Origin of the sequence: Aureliella helgolandensis, from assembly GCF_007752135.1 — a bacterium.
Taxonomy (GTDB): domain Bacteria; phylum Planctomycetota; class Planctomycetia; order Pirellulales; family Pirellulaceae; genus Aureliella; species Aureliella helgolandensis.
In genome coordinates, this window is the sequence record NZ_CP036298.1 from 5,552,052 (window position 1) to 5,567,430 (window position 15,379).

Below are 15,379 nucleotides of genomic sequence, written 5' to 3' on the forward strand. Positions count from 1 at the left end.
CCTTGATGGCACGACGTTCTGAGCGTCGCATGTCTACCAGTTCCATCACTTCGTGTTGTTAGTGACTCGGACCGGAATTGAACCGGCGTCGACCAGCTTGAGAGGCTAGTTGCAAGTACCAAACATCGCACCGAGCCATATTGTTCGTTCAGTGAGCCGGGAAGGAATCGAACCTTCCGCGCCGCGAGGCAACTGTGTTACAGACAGCCTGGACTACCAAGTCCAACCGACTCGTTTCAACCAAGTGACGCAGGCGGGATTCGAACCCGCAATCGCGAAGGTTTAAGCTTCGCCGCTGTACCTGTTCGCGTACCGCGTCAATTAAAAACCTGTCAACTGTAGTGGTGAGGGTGGGACTCGAACCCACAAACACTGAGGTTTGAGCTCAGCCGCTATGCCAATTAGCGCACCGCACCATAAAAAGTAGTAGGCACACTCCGCTGTGCCGCAACTCGTCACACTTGCGAACGGCAGAGCGGAGTCAGCCTGCCACTATTGAGTAGCTCGCCAAGGAATCGAACCTTGTCTAACAGTTTCGAAGACTGTCGTGCGAATCCATCACACTCGCAAGCCGTGTATCTTCATCTCGCATTTGTAAAAGTGTCCATGTCAGGAATCGAACCTGATCTTCGACCTTCGCAGGGTCGCGTGCGCATCCACTACACTTCACAGACATATCAGTGGTGCGGGTGAGATTCGAACTCACAGACACTTGTTCCTAAGACAAGCCGCTCAGCCGTTGGCGTACCACACCGAATTGAAGAGGCGCTACCGAGATTCGAACTCGTTGTCAGCGTGTTTTGCAGACACACCCCGCACCAAGCGGATTAGCGCCACTTTCAGTAGTCCTGGACGGACTCGAACCGTCGATCGTCTGTTTGTAAAACAGAAGCCTTCGCCGCTAGGCCACAGGACTATGTATTTCAAATAAGGCGGAAGACCAGGGACTCGAACCCCGAAGCGGTATCAGCGCCAGCCGTTTTCAAGACGGTTTCCTCATCCAGCCGGATGTCTTCCAATAATGCAAAGCGCCCTTAACGAGGATCGAACTCGCCGCGAACTGATCGACAATCAGCCTCCACCACCAGATGGACTCAAGGGCATACAGTTAAACAGGGTGACCGATCGGAATTGAACCGACATGGACTTGGTTCACAGCCAAGTTCCTGAACCAATACAGGACGACCACCATCTTCAAAGTGCAGCAGCGGGGACAGGAATCGAACCTGCGACCTTCTGGTTCAGAGCCAGATGCGACTACCAACAGTTGCTACCCCGGAATGTGAATTAAAATATAGAGCACGGGTGATAGGAATCGAACCTACATACCACTGCTTCAAAGGCAGCTGACTTGCCGTTAGTCGACACCCGAATGTTGATTTGGAGCTAAGAGTGCCATGTCGGAGTCGAACCGACCTGACCGGATTGGAAGTCTTTTTCACGTTGCTTCAGACTGGTTAAGGTTGGGGAGAGAAGCGTTCCCCAAAATCAAACTTCCCAGCGACGCGTAAAAGCCTTTGCCGCTCGGTCAATGGCACATTCATGAAGCTCCGGAGGCAGGAATCGAACCTGCGGCTAAGCGATTAACAGTCGCCCTCCCGTACCAGCACAGGACCCACCGGAATGTTTTTCACAAGAGTCAGGATGGTCGGATTTGAACCGACGGTCTCGTGCTCCCGAAGCACGCGGAGTAGCCAGACTTTCCCACACCCTGAGTTACATTAGTAGCGGGAGACGGACTCGAACCATCGACCTCCAGGGTATGAACCTGGCGAGCTGACCAACTGCTCCATCCCGCGAAGCGCCTAGTGAGAATTGAACTCACGTTTTCTGCATGGCAAGCAGATGGGTTACCACTACACCATAGGCGCGATTATTTCGGATCTACCAAATTGTCAAAGATCAGTTTGTGTTCACGGAATTGTCAATTCAATGAACAGAGCACCGAGTGAGAATCGAACTCACGCCGCCGCTTTACGAAAGCGGTGTCATTCCACTAGACTATCAGTGCTTGTGTGTTTCAGTTTTCGCAGTGGGACCGGTGGGAATTGAACCCACATCGTTCGGTTTAAGAGACCGATGCATTACCTTGTCTGCCACAATCCCGTTTGTTTCAGTCGGCGTGGAGGGAATTGAACCCTCGACCTTCGTCTTATAAGGACGGTGCTCGGACCATCGAGCTGCACGCCGCTTGCTTAAGAGTGAGGCCGGAGAGATTCGAACTCTCACCTGGCGGATTAAAAGTCCGCAGTGCTGCCGTTACACCACAACCTCGGGTTGGCTATGGCTATGCGTTTCAAACGAATTGGCAATTGCATCACGATCTCCTTAGTTGTTTGTCGTTTCAGTGGTAGCCCTGAGAATCGAACTCAGCGCCACTCGGTTATCAGCCGGGTATGAGCAACCAGCTCTCGACTACCATTTCATGAAGTCGGGTGTGTCGGAATCGAACCGCTCTCGATCGTCCCAAACGATCTGTGCTAGCCATTACACTTCACGCCCGATAGTTGTTATGTCAGTGGACCTGCAGGGAGTTGAACCCTGAAGCCTTGAGTGCAAGTCAAAGCGCCGACCCGTCGGCAAGCCCATCCTTAGTTGCAAAGCGACTCGTGTGGGATTCGAACCCAACCTGACTGGCTTGAAAGACCAGTGACCTCACCAGAAGTCGAACGAGCCATGTTGTTTTCTCAGTTCTGTCAGCGCGTACCTTCCACGCAGTTGTTCATCAGGAGTTTTTGCCTAAGCCGTTTGCGACTGCTTCCTATGCATCACAGTGAGTGGACTGGGAGGTGCTCGAACCCTCCTCTGCGGTTCTTCAGACCGCCGCTATACCGTCTCAGCTACCAGTCCATCTGCTTGTTACGTTGGAAATAGGCACGAAAAAACCCGGTGTTGCTCAAGGCGACACCGGGTTAACCAACGTTGTCCGAAGACTTCAATCGGCCGAGTGTCACCTACGTTTAGGTTGCCCTAAATCAAAATTGCACGTGGACATATTCGCGTTTTGCAACACGATGCCTCTCCTGCAATTTTGATAACGTTCGGTACTCAGCCGTATTGAAGTCATTTGTCCAGTTCCGATACTTGATTTAGTTTTAGATTCCATCGCACGCTTCATTCCCGCGTGCTCACAGATATAGACGCTAAGCTGGTGCATTGGTTCGCAATAAAGTTCGCTTTTACGAAAATTGAGACACCACAATAGACCGCTCTATTCCATTGAACGCACAAAAAACAGGAAAGTACCTCCCCGTAACGAACCCTCTTCATAACCATTCTCTGTTTCGGAAATGACGCAAACACAATGAGCACAAGGGGTTAGCGATTCCGAGTCCCGTTCGATCCCCTGGAGCGGACGCAACCGTTTACTGAAAACCGAACACAGAAGTGGGGGGTAGAGAAGTTCTCACAATGGAGCTTGAGCATGGGCTGACGGCGTCTCTGTCGGACGATGGAGCAGGCTAGTGACGGGCAGCCTACTCACGGAGTGCATGCTGACACCAGCCCCGCTCGAACGAACTGCTTCTGCTTGGCGCCAACGATGTTGACGATTCTCACGTCCGTCACAGCACTACTCTGGCGCCACCCTCGTCGCCCCGTTGCAGTCGCATTGCGAACTCCAATGGCCCACGTATGCTCTTCGGCTTAGCGGGGTACAAAAACCTCGCCACTTCGATTATTCCAAGATTTGCAAGGGACCAGCAGACCAAGATGGCAGCCATCATTCATCCGCTTCTCGCACTCCTGGCCTCCCTCTCTCGACAGGAACTTGCTCGACAAGTTACCTATCTTAAAACTGAAAACCGAATCCTGAGAAGTAAATTACCTCACAGGATTAGCCTCAGCAATCAGGAGCGTCGTACATTGGTCAAACACGGAAGGCAGTTAGGCGCTCGGATTAAGGAGTTGATCTCAATCGTCAGCTATTCCTCGTTTCGTCGATGGGTCCGTGAGCTGGAAGATGCTCCAAGTAAGCGGCCAGCGAGGAAAGACGGCAAGTGCGGACGCCCTCGTGTGGAGGAAAGTCTTAGTGATGCGATTCTTCGAGTTCGGAAGGAGACAGGCTGGGGTACACGAAGATTGTCCAGGCGATGCGGAGACTTGGGCATAATGTCTCTCGACAGACTGTCAAGAATGTGATTGTCCAAGCAGGCCTAGGGCCGCAACCCCATGATTATCCCGATACTTGGACTGACTTTCTAAAACGACACGCCGCCACGCTGTGGCAATGCGACTTTGCCTGCAAGAAGAAATGGACAGTGAAGGGACTTGTGGACGTCTACTTCCTCGTATTTATTCATATAGGAACACGCCGCGTTTGGATTTCTCCTTGCACCGAGCATCCCACGGGCGAATGGAGTGCGCAGCAGGCGCGCAACTTCCTGATGCACATCCAGGACGAAGACCTTCCATGCACCCACCTGTGCCGTGACAACGACACGAAATACGTAACGGCCTTTGATTCAGTGTTTGAAGCAACCGGCTGCAAAGTCAAACGAACGACTCCCATGTCCCCCAACCTTCAGGCCCACGTCGAACGTGTAATTCAAACCATCAAGCATGAAGTGCTAAACGCCTTTTGTATTGTGAGCGACAGTCATTTGAACCATCTGCTTCGTGTAACTCAAGATTGGTACAACTTCCGACGTGGTCACAGTGCGCGCGATCACTTGCCACCCATCCGCGACAGCGACACACCAGCGACCATCGACTTGACGAAGCACAAGCTCATTTGTGTCGAGGAGCTCGGCGGGCATCTGAAATCCTATCGCACTGCTGCGTAGCGGAGGAAGGTGCAGCCCACACTGCTTTGTTCTATTGGATGTGAGCGAGACAGTGCTCAAGCAAAATTCTGAGCTTCTCCCTGGCTGCTCATAGCACCGCGGTCCGATACCACCAACTCTCGTCCAAGTGCAAAAATTGACGCTTGAGGCCTGTGGTGAGATTCGTGTACCGCGCGGTGATGCTCATTTTCGCGTTTCAATTGAGTGCATTCACGAAGGCGTAACGACTAAGTTCACCGGGCACGCGGCCCAATGCGAGAAAACGTTGAACAACAAACAAGCGTAAACGAAGGTGAAGACGTTGAAAAGCCGAAAGACGAGCGTGCTCCGGTGCCACGCCTTGTTATCCGACAATTTCGATTTAGTTTGGCGCTACGCCATCATCGAAAATTATTCGGGGCGGATCCTGATCAAACCAACAGTTGCTGCGCGATCATCCGTTGCCAACGAATCAATCAACGAGGAACCAACCCAAGAATTTAGGTTTTCTACGCTTTCGGCGCATTTAAGTCTTGCGACATGAACGTCAACACTTGGATCAGTGTTGATCCAAAAGCTGATGCAGCCCAAGTCTGGATGCGATTCAACCGACACGGCACGATTATTGCCAATTAATGTTCGATAGAATTTCGAAAGCTCGGATTCCCACCTACGGAAGGTTGGGAAAGCGAGCGTTGAAGCAAAGACAATCGCATTTGTCGCTTCGGCCCATTCATATTCCAGCGGCCTAACATCAAACGCATCTTGCGGCAAGTATTTCTTGATCTCGCTTGTCGCAGCGTATTTCATGGGTCTAGTCGGATAACGCCATTTGGTACAGTGTTTCGGTTGGCGAACAAGACTGACAGTATACACAGTATGATGACACCAAGCGGGCCAAGCAACAGTCCAATCGTGTACGACACACTAAGTGCCGTGAAAATACGACGTCGCTTGTGTTTTATGGATCTACCGGACTTGTAGCCCAGCGCCACGTTCGCGCCTGCAAATATGACTGCGATTGCAACGAATACCGGACCCGTTGAGAGCCAGTTCGGCACGGCAAGCGATCCAGCGATGAGCGTGCAGACGGTGATAAGCGTCCATCGACGCATTTGGTCAAGGCTGGACGCCCAAACGACGCCAGCGAGAAAGCACGGAAGTGCAAAGGCTATCGCCAGAATGTTTGAGAAGATGTCCGCCGGTGTTGCAAGCATGGCGCCAAGTATTGCGGTAGGCAACCAGACCCAAATGTAAAGCAATCGATTCGTTTGGGTCGGCGATTTAGTGGCGTATTCATTGCGTGGCGGTGCGTACGGGTTCGTCAATCGATTACGGTCTCTTCAGTCGGGTAACGGCGGCCATAACCCAGTCGCCGAAGTTGATTTTGATGTAACTAAACACAAGACCGGCGACTTGGGGTGAGTAGAGCGAGCTCTCTCTTTCAAGTTTAACATAAAGCTTGGACTTGATCGATTGAGCGTCGCCCCCTCCCAGAACCGGACGTGCGCCGTTAACGCATCCGGCTCCCCACGTTGGCCTTCCCGAAACGACAAGACGTTTCGATCTGCTATAAGGAATCAGTTGCATTGCTATCTGGCTCTGTGTCCAGACAATGCTGACGCCTTATCGCCGCCATCCGCTTGGCCGCCTTCCCTCCACCAGAGTTACCCGGCTTCAACGGTACTATGCAGCCTTCCGACTTCCTTTGCTCGTTTCCAAGCCTCTCCTTTTCAGATTGGTGATGAATACTTGAACGAGCACAACTGCACGTGCAAGAAGCAAAGGATCTCACTGGTTGCCTTGAAAACATAATGTGTAACGCGACTGGGCCTTCGACCCCGGGTCTCTGAATATCGCTTGCCAAAACGCGATAGTCAGTATTGCCTTCCAGTATGAACAAACCTTGGGCAGGAGCCAACAGTCACCAAATTTCGGAGCTCAATCTCGTTCAGGGCGGGACGGCCAGTCCCTACCTTTCATCCTCGCTAACTTTCTTGACTACACATCAACCGACGACTTCGGCACAGTGTCTTATACCTCGGTGCAAGCCTAGATACTGAGCCTGTGGCTAACAGCTGCTCAGTCGGGAGTTACACTCGCTAGTCATTCAAACATCTCCAGTTCGATTCGTTCATGCGATGGTTCGCTGTCATGTATCGCCAGCTGAGACGGGAGATTCTGGTTGCTGTATAGGCACCCACAGTACAAGCGAACTCAAGTATGGGAACGTATACGGAAGCAATTCGATCATGAACGGCAGGCGATGACTATGGGCATCTTCCAACCGGATATCAAGCAGCTCATGCGCTTCACAATAGCGGGCAACAAGCTTCATGTAGCGACGCAGTAGCAGAACCGACGGAAAGGCGTTTTTGAATTGGCACCACTCAAGCAGATCACGGTCCCGTTTGGAACTGTTACAGGATTTGCATGCCCAGACGAGATTGTCGGAGTAGTCCTCACCGCCCTTTATCCTCGGAATCAAATGATCGATGCTTAAAGAGGTTGTTGCTCCACAATAACAGCACGCTTGGGGGTAGTTGAGCTTGACTTTTTCATCGTCATAAAGCGTGCGCATCTGCATCGTGCTTGAGGTGAGCCCCTTGAAGAGCTTCGCGCGGATCATGTGATGCGTACGCGCATATTTGATTGCACCTGCGTCGAGCGCAGCATGTGCACGAGCGAGGTTTGCATACGCCCACGCGATGTGTTGCCTTACGGTGTCGATCACTGGTGTTGGCATAAGAAGTACGGTTCGGCTGATAGCGAACGAATAAGGTAAACGCGTCGAGGGGCTTGAGTTGGAAGTGCAAAGTGAATGACGTACCACGACTGCGATTCACCGCCATGGTTCGTCAGAATTTCGTCGTACTGGGGATTACATGGAATTGTACGACAGGTACATCACACCAGATTTGAAATATACTCGAAGCTGTTTTCCATTGTCAGCCATACTAGTTTCGAACGCCGCTATTGGTGAGTCAAAGCCCATAGCTTCTTCATCGTGCGTTAGCAGGTCACTTGATCCGGGGGTTAATCCCCAAGGATGGGTCGTTGCCCACGCATTGAATTGCGGTAGTGTCATTCGATAGGTTGCATAGAGTCGTGCAAAATCTGGAGAGTAGGTTACGCATCCACTACGTGGGACAAATCGATTCTGCGCCTGGTGCCAAGCGGCGAAAACTCGGTGATGGAATGCGCCATTGAGCAATATCCCTGCAAATGGAGCGATAAAGAAAGCAACCAAGCATACGTTTCCCCAAGTCAGTTTTAGACGCTGCCTGAGTACTCCGAGAAGAACTAAAGTTGTGATCACCGGCGCCGCAAGGAGCACAAGAAAGGTCTTGAAGTAGATGTCACCTAAGTTCATGGGGTTCTTCGACGAACGACCGCAATAACCGAGTCGCGGGAGTTGATTGTCCATTGCGAAATCGCCCGGCTCCGCGACTTCGGTTGATCGCTTGGTTCGTCCGTTGCCTTTCTGGCAATCCGCTATGCATTAATGTTTGACTGACAGCATGTCGGGCTCATATGTCGTTTCCGGACCAAGTTGAATGTTGACGTCGTTGTCGACAAACTTCGGCTTGAACCTACCCAAATACCAGAATCGCATTCCATCAGGATCTGGCTTGTAAAGCTTGATCCAGTCGGTACCCGCAGGGAATTCGAGCGTGAAGGAACCAGCGTCGGAAGTGGTGGTTTTGGGCGAATTGCCATCGTTAGCCGATACGATGATTCCTGATGCGTCTTTGCCTCTAGATAGTGTTACGCGACCGTTAAGCACTTGCGTGCCGTTCTGTTGCGTATCCCCACTTCCATTTTCGATGGCAGTTATTGGAAGCACGAAATCGTCGATCGATTTTTCGATAAACAGCTTAATTGACTTCTCCGTCCACAATAGCGTATCAATCTTGCCAGCATCCAAATCGAATCGATTAGACGCAATTCGTATTTCATAGACCTCAGGCGGGAGGCCTTCGATACGAAAGGAGCCATCGCTTGAAACTGGCACTCTAATCAGATCCCAAGCAGGGGCCCGCCCGAGAGAAAGGACTAAATCCCCAAGCGACTGTTGATCGCTCGTCTCCAGTCGGCCGCTAAGCGAAACCGGGGCAACTGTGGTCAAGTCGCCGATGTGCAGTGTCCTGCCATTCGGCGGCGTAACGAACTTTTGAGTCATGATAATTTCATCGGAGTCTGATCGGTCCCCTTCGCCAACAACGGTATAGACGCAGTACTCTTGTTCTGCAAATAGATTTTTGAATTCGAATCTTCCTTCAGTGTCGGCAGTCATTGGTACTGCTGTCCGAAAAAGCTTTTCGCCTTTGTAAGAATGGTCAGTCTGCGCCACGAAGACGGTCATTCCCTGAACGGCCTGACCGTTGCTTGTGACGCGCCCGGTAATGTGAGCGCCTTCCAAAAGTTCGAAAGATTTTCGATCCGAGTCGGAATTGAGGTCGATGAATCTCCTGCTCGACAATCCCTCCGCTGATATCTCTACATCGACGCCAAACACCTCCCCGTAACGAACCCTCTTCATAACCATTCTCTGTTTCGGAAATGACGCAAACACAATGAGCACAAGGGGTTAGCGATTCCGAGTCCCGTTCGGTCCCCCAGAGCGGACGCTACCGTTTACTGAAAACCGGACACAGAAGTGGGGGTTTGAGAAGTTCTCACTTTGACGCTCGAGCATCGGATGACGGCGTCTCTGTCGGACGGTGGAGCAGGCTAATGACGGGCTGCCTACTCACTGAGGAATGCTGACACCAGTCCCGCTCGAACGAACTGCTTCTGCTTGGCGCCAACGATGTTGACGATTCTCACGTCCGTCACAGCACTACTCTGGCGCCACCCTCGTCGCCCCGTTGCAGTCGCATTGCGAACTCCAATGGCCCACGTATGCTCTTCGGCTTAGCGGGGTACAAAAACCTCGCCACTTCGATTATTCCAAGATTTGCAAGGGACTAGCTGACCAAGATGGCAGCCATCATTCATCCGCTTCTCGCACTCCTGGCCTCCCTCTCTCGACAGGAACTTGCTCGACAAGTTACCTATCTTAAAACTGAAAACCGAATCCTGAGAAGTAAATTACCTCACAGGATTAGCCTCAGCAATCAGGAGCGTCGTACATTGGTCAAACACGGAAGGCAGTTAGGCGCTCGGATTAAGGAGTTGATCTCAATCGTCAGCTATTCCTCGTTTCGTCGATGGGTCCGTGAGCTGGAAGATGCTCCAAGTAAGCGGCCAGCGAGGAAAGACGGCAAGGGCGGACGCCCTCGTGTGGAGGAAAGTCTTAGTGATGCGATTCTTCGAGTTCGGAAGGAGACAGGCTGGGGGTACACGAAGATTGTCCAGGCGATGCGGAGACTTGGGCATAATGTCTCTCGACAGACTGTCAAGAATGTGATTGTCCAAGCAGGCCTAGGGCCGCAACCCCATGATTATCCCGATACTTGGACTGACTTTCTAAAACGACACGCCGCCACGCTGTGGCAATGCGACTTTGCCTGCAAGAAGAAATGGACAGTGAAGGGACTTGTGGACGTCTACTTCCTCGTATTTATTCATATAGGAACACGCCGCGTTTGGATTTCTCCTTGCACCGAGCATCCCACGGGCGAATGGAGTGCGCAGCAGGCGCGCAACTTCCTGATGCACATCCAGGACGAAGACGTCCCATGCACCCACCTGTGCCGTGACAACGACACGAAATACGTAACGGCCTTTGATTCAGTGTTTGAAGCAACCGGCTGCAAAGTCAAACGAACGACTCCCATGTCCCCCAACCTTCAGGCCCACGTCGAACGTGTAATTCAAACCATCAAGCATGAAGTGCTAAACGCCTTTTGTATTGTGAGCGACAGTCATTTGAACCATCTGCTTCGTGTAACTCAAGATTGGTACAACTTCCGACGTGGTCACAGTGCGCGCGATCATTTGCCACCTATCCGCGACAGCGACACACCAGCGACCATCGACTTGACGAAGCACAAGCTCATTTGTGTCGAGGAGCTCGGCGGGCATCTGAAGTCTTATCGCTCTGCTGCGTAGCGGAGGAAGGTGCAGCCCACACTGCTTTGTTCTATTGGATGCGAGCGAGACAGCGCTCAAGCAAAACTCTGAGCTTCTCCCTGGCTGCTCAAAGCACCGCAGTCCGATACCACCAACTCTCGTCCAAGTGCAACAATTGCCGACTGAGCCATGTGGTCAGATTCGTGTACCGCGCGCAGGCGACTGTAGCCGGTGCAGAGCCATCGCAATGCAAAGCACCGCACCAGCAATAGGCGAGAAGTAGCTCGCGTGAGATACGCAGAAGAAGTCTGCTTAGAGTTACGAGAAAATTGAAAGTGAAGCGGTTTAGTTCAACGAATAGGATCACCTCGTTCCGGCGATCGATGAATTAGTACAGCGGACTGGCCACCGGAACTGTGGTGCATACGCGTTGTTATCCGTCAGTCCCCGCCATTAGGAACCGGAGTGCTGGTTTCGCCAAGCGGCTGTCAGGATACAGCTCTAGGCACTGCTGGTAGAGTTGGATGGCCCGTTCTCGGTCTCCGGCCAAAGCCATGTTTGTAGCCATGTTTGCCAGCATAATCTCACGCCAGTCCATTCCGGAGTAGTCCAGCATGCTGATTGCTCGGTACCGATCCGCCCACCGGCGATCGGAAAAATACTGGTAACCAGCTTCAAACATTGCAGCTGCCTCGCGGTATCGCTCTTCCGCCATGAGCCTCAGTCCTGCCTTCTGGAAGGACTTCGCTCGTCGCTGCAAAAGCACCTTCAGGACGAAGTACATCATGGTCGCGGCAACCAGTCCGGGAAGACCGGCGAAATACGCACCGGCTCCCTGCAGCGAAAATAAAACTGCCAGAACGCTACAGAGACGCCACCAAGACGAAGTCCGAGCTACAAGCGGTTTCGTCAATGAATAGTCACTTTCGTTTTGAGACGGACAACGATCCGCGTCACCGGGGCCCGTGTGTTGAGTATCCATTCGTAAAACCGAACCAACGGGCCTCCGCGTGCACGCGACGGTTAGACCAATCGGTTAGGGGAGAGTATCGGCATCGGATTCCATGATCCTTGGCCGGAATACAATCGCTAAATCATCACCCATTTTTTGAACACAACGCATTCCCGGCCTAAGGAGAAATTGGCGTTGTTCTGAATAGGATTCCGTTACGAGGCTGCCAAAAGACTGCTTTGTGGATTCGTATTCGAGAGATATCTGAATAGTATCGTCTAGTTGCGTAGTAGCCGTGATTGATAAGGACTGTCCGTCATTGAGTTCAATATTCCTTAGAAATCCGGAAACGAATTCAATTTCACCAAGGATTTCGATTGGCATATCAGATGGAATTGACGAGAAATCTTGGCGAATTGTCGCCTCCTCCGCGCTCATCTTCGAACATCCGGAAATCAATAGCGGCGCGAAGATGAGAAATTGGCCAAAGATGAGGAGTCGTGTGGTTTGCATAGTTTTCAGGGTCTAACGGTGCAATTCACGGGGTGGCGGGAGTTGACGTTGTTTAATACAACGCCGGCCACCGCCGCTCCCGTGCTATTCTCTGGTTCGCCTCGGCTCGTGGCCAGGTTTGAGGTGAGCAATGAATATTTGTGGAGGTCGCTCCATCTGGCGCTATCACTTGTTCTGTAGTAAGGACTTCAAGATATCCGGGACGTTCAGTCGGTTATCGGCTGCGGCAATCCTGCCTTGCTCATCGACGATGAAAACAGTGGGAAGTGATCCAACGTGGTACGTTCGGAGGAGTTCAGGCCCCGCCCATAGGACGGTCATACCCGACCACTTCTTCTCCTTCGCGATTCGGATTGCGTCTTCTTTCTCTCCATCCACGCTGACGGCGAGCAGTTCAACTTTTCCCTCCCACTCAGGATGCTCTCCGATGATCGTTTGCAATTCGTCGAGAGTCGTGATGCAGGGCCCGCACCAGCTCGCCCAGAAGTCGATAACAAGGACCCGCCCCGCCAAGTCCACCAACTCTGATTCGCTTGCATCTGATAATCTTTGGAACCGGAAATTTGGTGCGACTGAATCAGTGGGAAGCAGGCGACCATCGACGAACATGTCCAGTTCGCTAAAGGTGCCGCGTCTGAGGCTTACGACCCGAGCATTTTGCGCTGACTCTCCAGCCGAGATGATGGTCAGTCGGACCAGCGACCCTTCGGGACCTCGGATCAATCCGACAGCGGCTTTCATCTTCATTCCGGCCAATTCGACTGGCTTCCCGTCTCCTTCGGCAACTGCCACGATGCGGTCGCTTGGCTTTAGCAACCCATTCCGATCCGCTGGGGTATCAGGCACGATCTTGAAGATGGTGAAAGTCTCGTCTTCGATCGCCAATGCTACGCCTATTCCAGCTTGCTTCGGGTTTTCCTCTGCCGAATCGGTCGAGTGTTCGTCAGCAACTCCGAGAGATACACAAAAAGCCATTGCCACGAATGTCGACGCTTGTACGGTATGAGATCTGGTCATTGGATTGTGCTCTGATGAGTACCTAATTTGGCGAACGAATTGCGATTACTAGGTTGCGGCAGTTGATTTACCATTTGAGAACGCGAGGCCGGCCACTCCGCGTTCATCGCTTTACTACCTGGCTCATCAGGGATGTTGAGTCGTTGATTCGTCGAAGAATGTATTGGTCGTTGGACGTTCCTTCCGGTGAGAAGGATTTTGGCGGATGCTGGGAAGGACGGCCAACACCGCCATTCGTGCCACCGAGCGGATCGGTCACATTTGCCCCACCGCCGTCCGGATCGGATTCGTAATTACCAACCGCCCCAGACGTTGAGCCCAATCCGGTCGCGTCCATTGGGGTGGTCGTGTACATCAGATGGTCATCATATAGCTTCACGATGGCGTGACCAACAGTATGCGGAGCTTTGCCCTTACGGCGAACGAACGATACGGGGCTAGTCTGTTTGTTGTATTCAACGTTTTCGACAGTGCCCTGAATCAGCCTTCCATCCTTGAACAACGCCCACGTATTGTCCAAGATTACGAGCTGTATTGCTGATGACTCATCGTATGTGGTGATACGATCCGCCTCGATTGCCGCCACATATTCCCATGTGCCGTTGAGTTGAGTAGCCGGATCACCAGCGCAACTCGGCGTACCAGCAAGGGCAACCAATGAGAGGCATACGCTTAGAATCATCTTTCGCATTTGAATTCTCCGTGCCAGATAACGTATTGCAATCTATCCGTCGGGATGACTTCAAGGTGCGCTTGGAAGTGAATGGAAGCTAAGTCGTCGTGATGAATAGGTGTAAGAACTGGCCGCGAACCGGCTTAGTGCAACGACCGCCGTAACCGGGCGGCGACGAAAGGTTGTCCATTTCAAGTCCGGCCGACTTCGCCGCTCCGGTTCACGGCTTGGTTCTGCCCGCTGTATCCGATTTAATCGTCACTGAAAATCGGTTTCAGCGCTTCCTCAATTTCATCCGCGATGCTATCCAACCTGAGGTTCGATGAGTTGTCGAGTACTACCAGACAAGAGCGAGTCTTCGGGTATCGAACGATGTACGTGTTCGCACCGAGCCACGCCCCGTTATGCCACTGTCGTTTTCGCTCCACGACCCATCCAAATCCATAGTCTGATCGACTTCCATCTTTCAATTTTGGACGGTCAAACGCTTGCTCAAGCAGAGTATTGGAAACGCGTGAGTTGCCGTACCAAAACCGATCCCAAATAACGAAATCATTCAAGCTGCTGAAAACAGCTCCATCTCCGGCTACACCGTCCAGCCATGTTGGTTCGATTGGCGTTCGGTCATCGTCAATCTGATCAAAGTCAGATGCCTGATTGGGCGAGCGTTGATCCGACAGCAAATTCCAAACGCGTGTGTCATTCATGCCAAGCGGCTGAAACAATTCCTCAGACATGAACCTCTCAAAACTCATTCCGGAAACAGCCTCGATGACTCCCGCAAGCAATACGTAGTTGGTATTGCTGTATTCCGTAGCGTCGCCGGGCGCGTAATCTGACTTTGAGTGCCACATCACCAATTCTACGGCCGTTGAAATCGTTAGGATGTCTCCCGCAGTTTCGCGATGCTCCTCAGCAAGGCTCATGTATTCGTCCGGAATACCGGACGTTTGGTTGAGCAGGTGACGAACGCTCACATTCTCAAAAGAGAAATTCTCAAGATGCTCGGCAACCGAATCATCAAGGTCCAGTAGACCCATTTCGGCGAGCCTAAGCACGCCAGCGGCAGTGAACTGCTTTGAAACGGACGCCAATCGAAACGCCGTGTGGTCGTCAATTCGATGCGTTTTAGTATTGTCAGTGTACCCGCACGCTTTAGAAAGCAGGACTCTTCCATCTCGAATGATGAGAACGCCACCGTTAAACCTATGCTTCTCGAACTGGTCATCAAGCCATCCTGCGACCGCAGCTATCCGATCAGTTTCACTCGCGTCCGAAGCAACGACAATGGGGTCAACGTGCAGCAATGTGTAGATGTAGTAGCCTGCGCCGCCAGCAATAGCCAACAAGCCAAAACAGATAGAGGCTGTAACGAGCATGACGATCCGAAGAGTCTTCTTTCGCATCTCAAACCAAATGAGCTAGGCCGAGGTGGTATCCGTG

At 52.1% G+C, this 15,379-nt stretch carries 11 protein-coding genes and 20 tRNA genes; 2 read left to right on the forward strand and 29 right to left on the reverse strand.

Translation table 11 applies throughout. From position 1 onward, the window contains the following. Positions 1-62 precede the first annotated feature (62 nt). The 20 genes from Q31a_RS19405 to Q31a_RS19470 all read right to left on the reverse strand — a co-directional run bounded on the left by Q31a_RS19405 (position 63) and on the right by Q31a_RS19470 (position 2,850). Positions 63-137, reverse strand: a tRNA-Glu gene (locus tag Q31a_RS19405). A 15-nt stretch (positions 138-152) separates the two neighbouring features. After that, a tRNA-Tyr gene (locus Q31a_RS30325) sits at positions 153-233 on the reverse strand. Between the two features lie 12 nt (positions 234-245). Further along, a tRNA-Leu gene (locus tag Q31a_RS19410) sits at positions 246-319 on the reverse strand. A 23-nt stretch (positions 320-342) separates the two neighbouring features. Then, positions 343-416: transfer RNA gene (locus Q31a_RS19415), tRNA-Leu, on the reverse strand. A 265-nt stretch (positions 417-681) separates the two neighbouring features. Next, positions 682-754: transfer RNA gene (locus Q31a_RS19420), tRNA-Leu, on the reverse strand. Positions 755-843: 89 nt separating this feature from the next. Continuing rightward, positions 844-916 (reverse strand) — tRNA-Val (locus Q31a_RS19425). A 113-nt stretch (positions 917-1,029) separates the two neighbouring features. Beyond that, positions 1,030-1,102: transfer RNA gene (locus Q31a_RS30330), tRNA-Asp, on the reverse strand. Between the two features lie 103 nt (positions 1,103-1,205). Further along, positions 1,206-1,278: transfer RNA gene (locus Q31a_RS19430), tRNA-Gln, on the reverse strand. Positions 1,279-1,300: 22 nt separating this feature from the next. Then, positions 1,301-1,371, reverse strand: a tRNA-Gln gene (locus Q31a_RS19435). A 177-nt stretch (positions 1,372-1,548) separates the two neighbouring features. After that, positions 1,549-1,623: transfer RNA gene (locus Q31a_RS30335), tRNA-Asn, on the reverse strand. A gap of 16 nt (positions 1,624-1,639) precedes the next feature. Continuing rightward, a tRNA-Pro gene (locus Q31a_RS30340) sits at positions 1,640-1,714 on the reverse strand. An 11-nt stretch (positions 1,715-1,725) separates the two neighbouring features. Further along, a tRNA-Met gene (locus Q31a_RS19440) sits at positions 1,726-1,799 on the reverse strand. A gap of 1 nt (position 1,800) precedes the next feature. Then, a tRNA-Gly gene (locus Q31a_RS19445) sits at positions 1,801-1,871 on the reverse strand. Between the two features lie 69 nt (positions 1,872-1,940). After that, positions 1,941-2,011: transfer RNA gene (locus Q31a_RS19450), tRNA-Thr, on the reverse strand. Between the two features lie 22 nt (positions 2,012-2,033). Beyond that, positions 2,034-2,106: transfer RNA gene (locus tag Q31a_RS19455), tRNA-Lys, on the reverse strand. An 11-nt stretch (positions 2,107-2,117) separates the two neighbouring features. Then, positions 2,118-2,190: transfer RNA gene (locus tag Q31a_RS19460), tRNA-Ile, on the reverse strand. Positions 2,191-2,202: 12 nt separating this feature from the next. Further along, positions 2,203-2,274 (reverse strand) — tRNA-Lys (locus Q31a_RS19465). A 156-nt stretch (positions 2,275-2,430) separates the two neighbouring features. Then, positions 2,431-2,504: transfer RNA gene (locus Q31a_RS30345), tRNA-Pro, on the reverse strand. A 99-nt stretch (positions 2,505-2,603) separates the two neighbouring features. Beyond that, positions 2,604-2,676 (reverse strand) — tRNA-Glu (locus Q31a_RS30350). Positions 2,677-2,778: 102 nt separating this feature from the next. Continuing rightward, positions 2,779-2,850: transfer RNA gene (locus Q31a_RS19470), tRNA-Phe, on the reverse strand. A 1,241-nt stretch (positions 2,851-4,091) separates the two neighbouring features. Between Q31a_RS19470 and Q31a_RS19475 the strand changes: the two genes are divergently transcribed. Further along, positions 4,092-4,784 carry an integrase core domain-containing protein gene (locus Q31a_RS19475; RefSeq protein WP_145081651.1) on the forward strand — a complete coding sequence of 231 codons (693 nt, stop codon included), beginning with the start codon at positions 4,092-4,094 and terminating at the stop codon, positions 4,782-4,784. Positions 4,785-5,174: 390 nt separating this feature from the next. Here the strand turns inward: Q31a_RS19475 and Q31a_RS19480 are convergent, their stop codons facing one another. From Q31a_RS19480 to Q31a_RS19495, 4 genes are all read right to left on the reverse strand, one after another. Continuing rightward, positions 5,175-5,573 (reverse strand): hypothetical protein, encoded by a 399-nt coding sequence (locus Q31a_RS19480; RefSeq protein WP_145081654.1) that lies wholly within the window; start codon positions 5,571-5,573, stop codon positions 5,175-5,177. A 1,342-nt stretch (positions 5,574-6,915) separates the two neighbouring features. After that, a complete protein-coding gene (locus tag Q31a_RS19485; protein WP_197355410.1) occupies positions 6,916-7,497 on the reverse strand; it encodes an HNH endonuclease in 582 nt (193 codons plus the stop codon). A gap of 147 nt (positions 7,498-7,644) precedes the next feature. After that, positions 7,645-8,136 (reverse strand): hypothetical protein, encoded by a 492-nt coding sequence (locus tag Q31a_RS19490; protein ID WP_145081660.1) that lies wholly within the window; start codon positions 8,134-8,136, stop codon positions 7,645-7,647. 129 nt (positions 8,137-8,265) lie between these two features. Continuing rightward, on the reverse strand, positions 8,266-9,306 hold the full coding sequence (locus Q31a_RS19495; RefSeq protein WP_145081662.1) for a hypothetical protein: 1,041 nt from the start codon (positions 9,304-9,306) through the stop codon (positions 8,266-8,268). A gap of 440 nt (positions 9,307-9,746) precedes the next feature. Here Q31a_RS19495 and Q31a_RS19500 point away from each other — a divergent pair, with 440 nt between their 5' ends. Then, positions 9,747-10,820 (forward strand): integrase core domain-containing protein, encoded by a 1,074-nt coding sequence (locus Q31a_RS19500; protein ID WP_145081665.1) that lies wholly within the window; start codon positions 9,747-9,749, stop codon positions 10,818-10,820. A 394-nt stretch (positions 10,821-11,214) separates the two neighbouring features. Here Q31a_RS19500 and Q31a_RS19505 read toward each other — a convergent pair whose 3' ends face one another. The 5 genes from Q31a_RS19505 to Q31a_RS19525 all read right to left on the reverse strand — a co-directional run bounded on the left by Q31a_RS19505 (position 11,215) and on the right by Q31a_RS19525 (position 15,342). After that, positions 11,215-11,763 carry a tetratricopeptide repeat protein gene (locus tag Q31a_RS19505; protein ID WP_145081668.1) on the reverse strand — a complete coding sequence of 183 codons (549 nt, stop codon included), beginning with the start codon at positions 11,761-11,763 and terminating at the stop codon, positions 11,215-11,217. 54 nt (positions 11,764-11,817) lie between these two features. After that, positions 11,818-12,246 carry a hypothetical protein gene (locus Q31a_RS19510; RefSeq protein ID WP_145081671.1) on the reverse strand — a complete coding sequence of 143 codons (429 nt, stop codon included), beginning with the start codon at positions 12,244-12,246 and terminating at the stop codon, positions 11,818-11,820. 165 nt (positions 12,247-12,411) lie between these two features. Further along, positions 12,412-13,263, reverse strand: a complete 852-nt coding sequence (locus Q31a_RS19515; RefSeq protein ID WP_145081674.1) for a TlpA disulfide reductase family protein — start codon at positions 13,261-13,263, stop codon at positions 12,412-12,414. Positions 13,264-13,366: 103 nt separating this feature from the next. Further along, a complete protein-coding gene (locus Q31a_RS19520) occupies positions 13,367-13,954 on the reverse strand; it encodes a hypothetical protein (RefSeq protein WP_145081677.1) in 588 nt (195 codons plus the stop codon). A gap of 233 nt (positions 13,955-14,187) precedes the next feature. Beyond that, complete coding sequence (locus Q31a_RS19525; RefSeq protein WP_145081679.1) at positions 14,188-15,342, reverse strand: serine hydrolase domain-containing protein; 1,155 nt, start codon at positions 15,340-15,342, stop codon at positions 14,188-14,190. Positions 15,343-15,379: the final 37 nt, after the last annotated feature.

What these genes read in the sequence shown, in the direction of transcription:
- Q31a_RS19500 (WP_145081665.1), top strand. Translation starts at nt 9,747, where the DNA reads ATGGCAGCCATCATTCATCCGCTTCTCGCACTCCTGGCCTCCCTCTCT.
- Q31a_RS19525 (WP_145081679.1), bottom strand. Translation starts at nt 15,342, where the DNA reads ATGCGAAAGAAGACTCTTCGGATCGTCATGCTCGTTACAGCCTCTATC.
- Q31a_RS19495 (WP_145081662.1), bottom strand. Translation starts at nt 9,306, where the DNA reads ATGAAGAGGGTTCGTTACGGGGAGGTGTTTGGCGTCGATGTAGAGATA.
- Q31a_RS19480 (WP_145081654.1), bottom strand. Translation starts at nt 5,573, where the DNA reads ATGAAATACGCTGCGACAAGCGAGATCAAGAAATACTTGCCGCAAGAT.
- Q31a_RS19505 (WP_145081668.1), bottom strand. Translation starts at nt 11,763, where the DNA reads ATGGATACTCAACACACGGGCCCCGGTGACGCGGATCGTTGTCCGTCT.
- Q31a_RS19520 (WP_145081677.1), bottom strand. Translation starts at nt 13,954, where the DNA reads ATGCGAAAGATGATTCTAAGCGTATGCCTCTCATTGGTTGCCCTTGCT.
- Q31a_RS19515 (WP_145081674.1), bottom strand. Translation starts at nt 13,263, where the DNA reads ATGACCAGATCTCATACCGTACAAGCGTCGACATTCGTGGCAATGGCT.
- Q31a_RS19510 (WP_145081671.1), bottom strand. Translation starts at nt 12,246, where the DNA reads ATGCAAACCACACGACTCCTCATCTTTGGCCAATTTCTCATCTTCGCG.
- Q31a_RS19475 (WP_145081651.1), top strand. Translation starts at nt 4,092, where the DNA reads ATGCGGAGACTTGGGCATAATGTCTCTCGACAGACTGTCAAGAATGTG.
- Q31a_RS19490 (WP_145081660.1), bottom strand. Translation starts at nt 8,136, where the DNA reads ATGAACTTAGGTGACATCTACTTCAAGACCTTTCTTGTGCTCCTTGCG.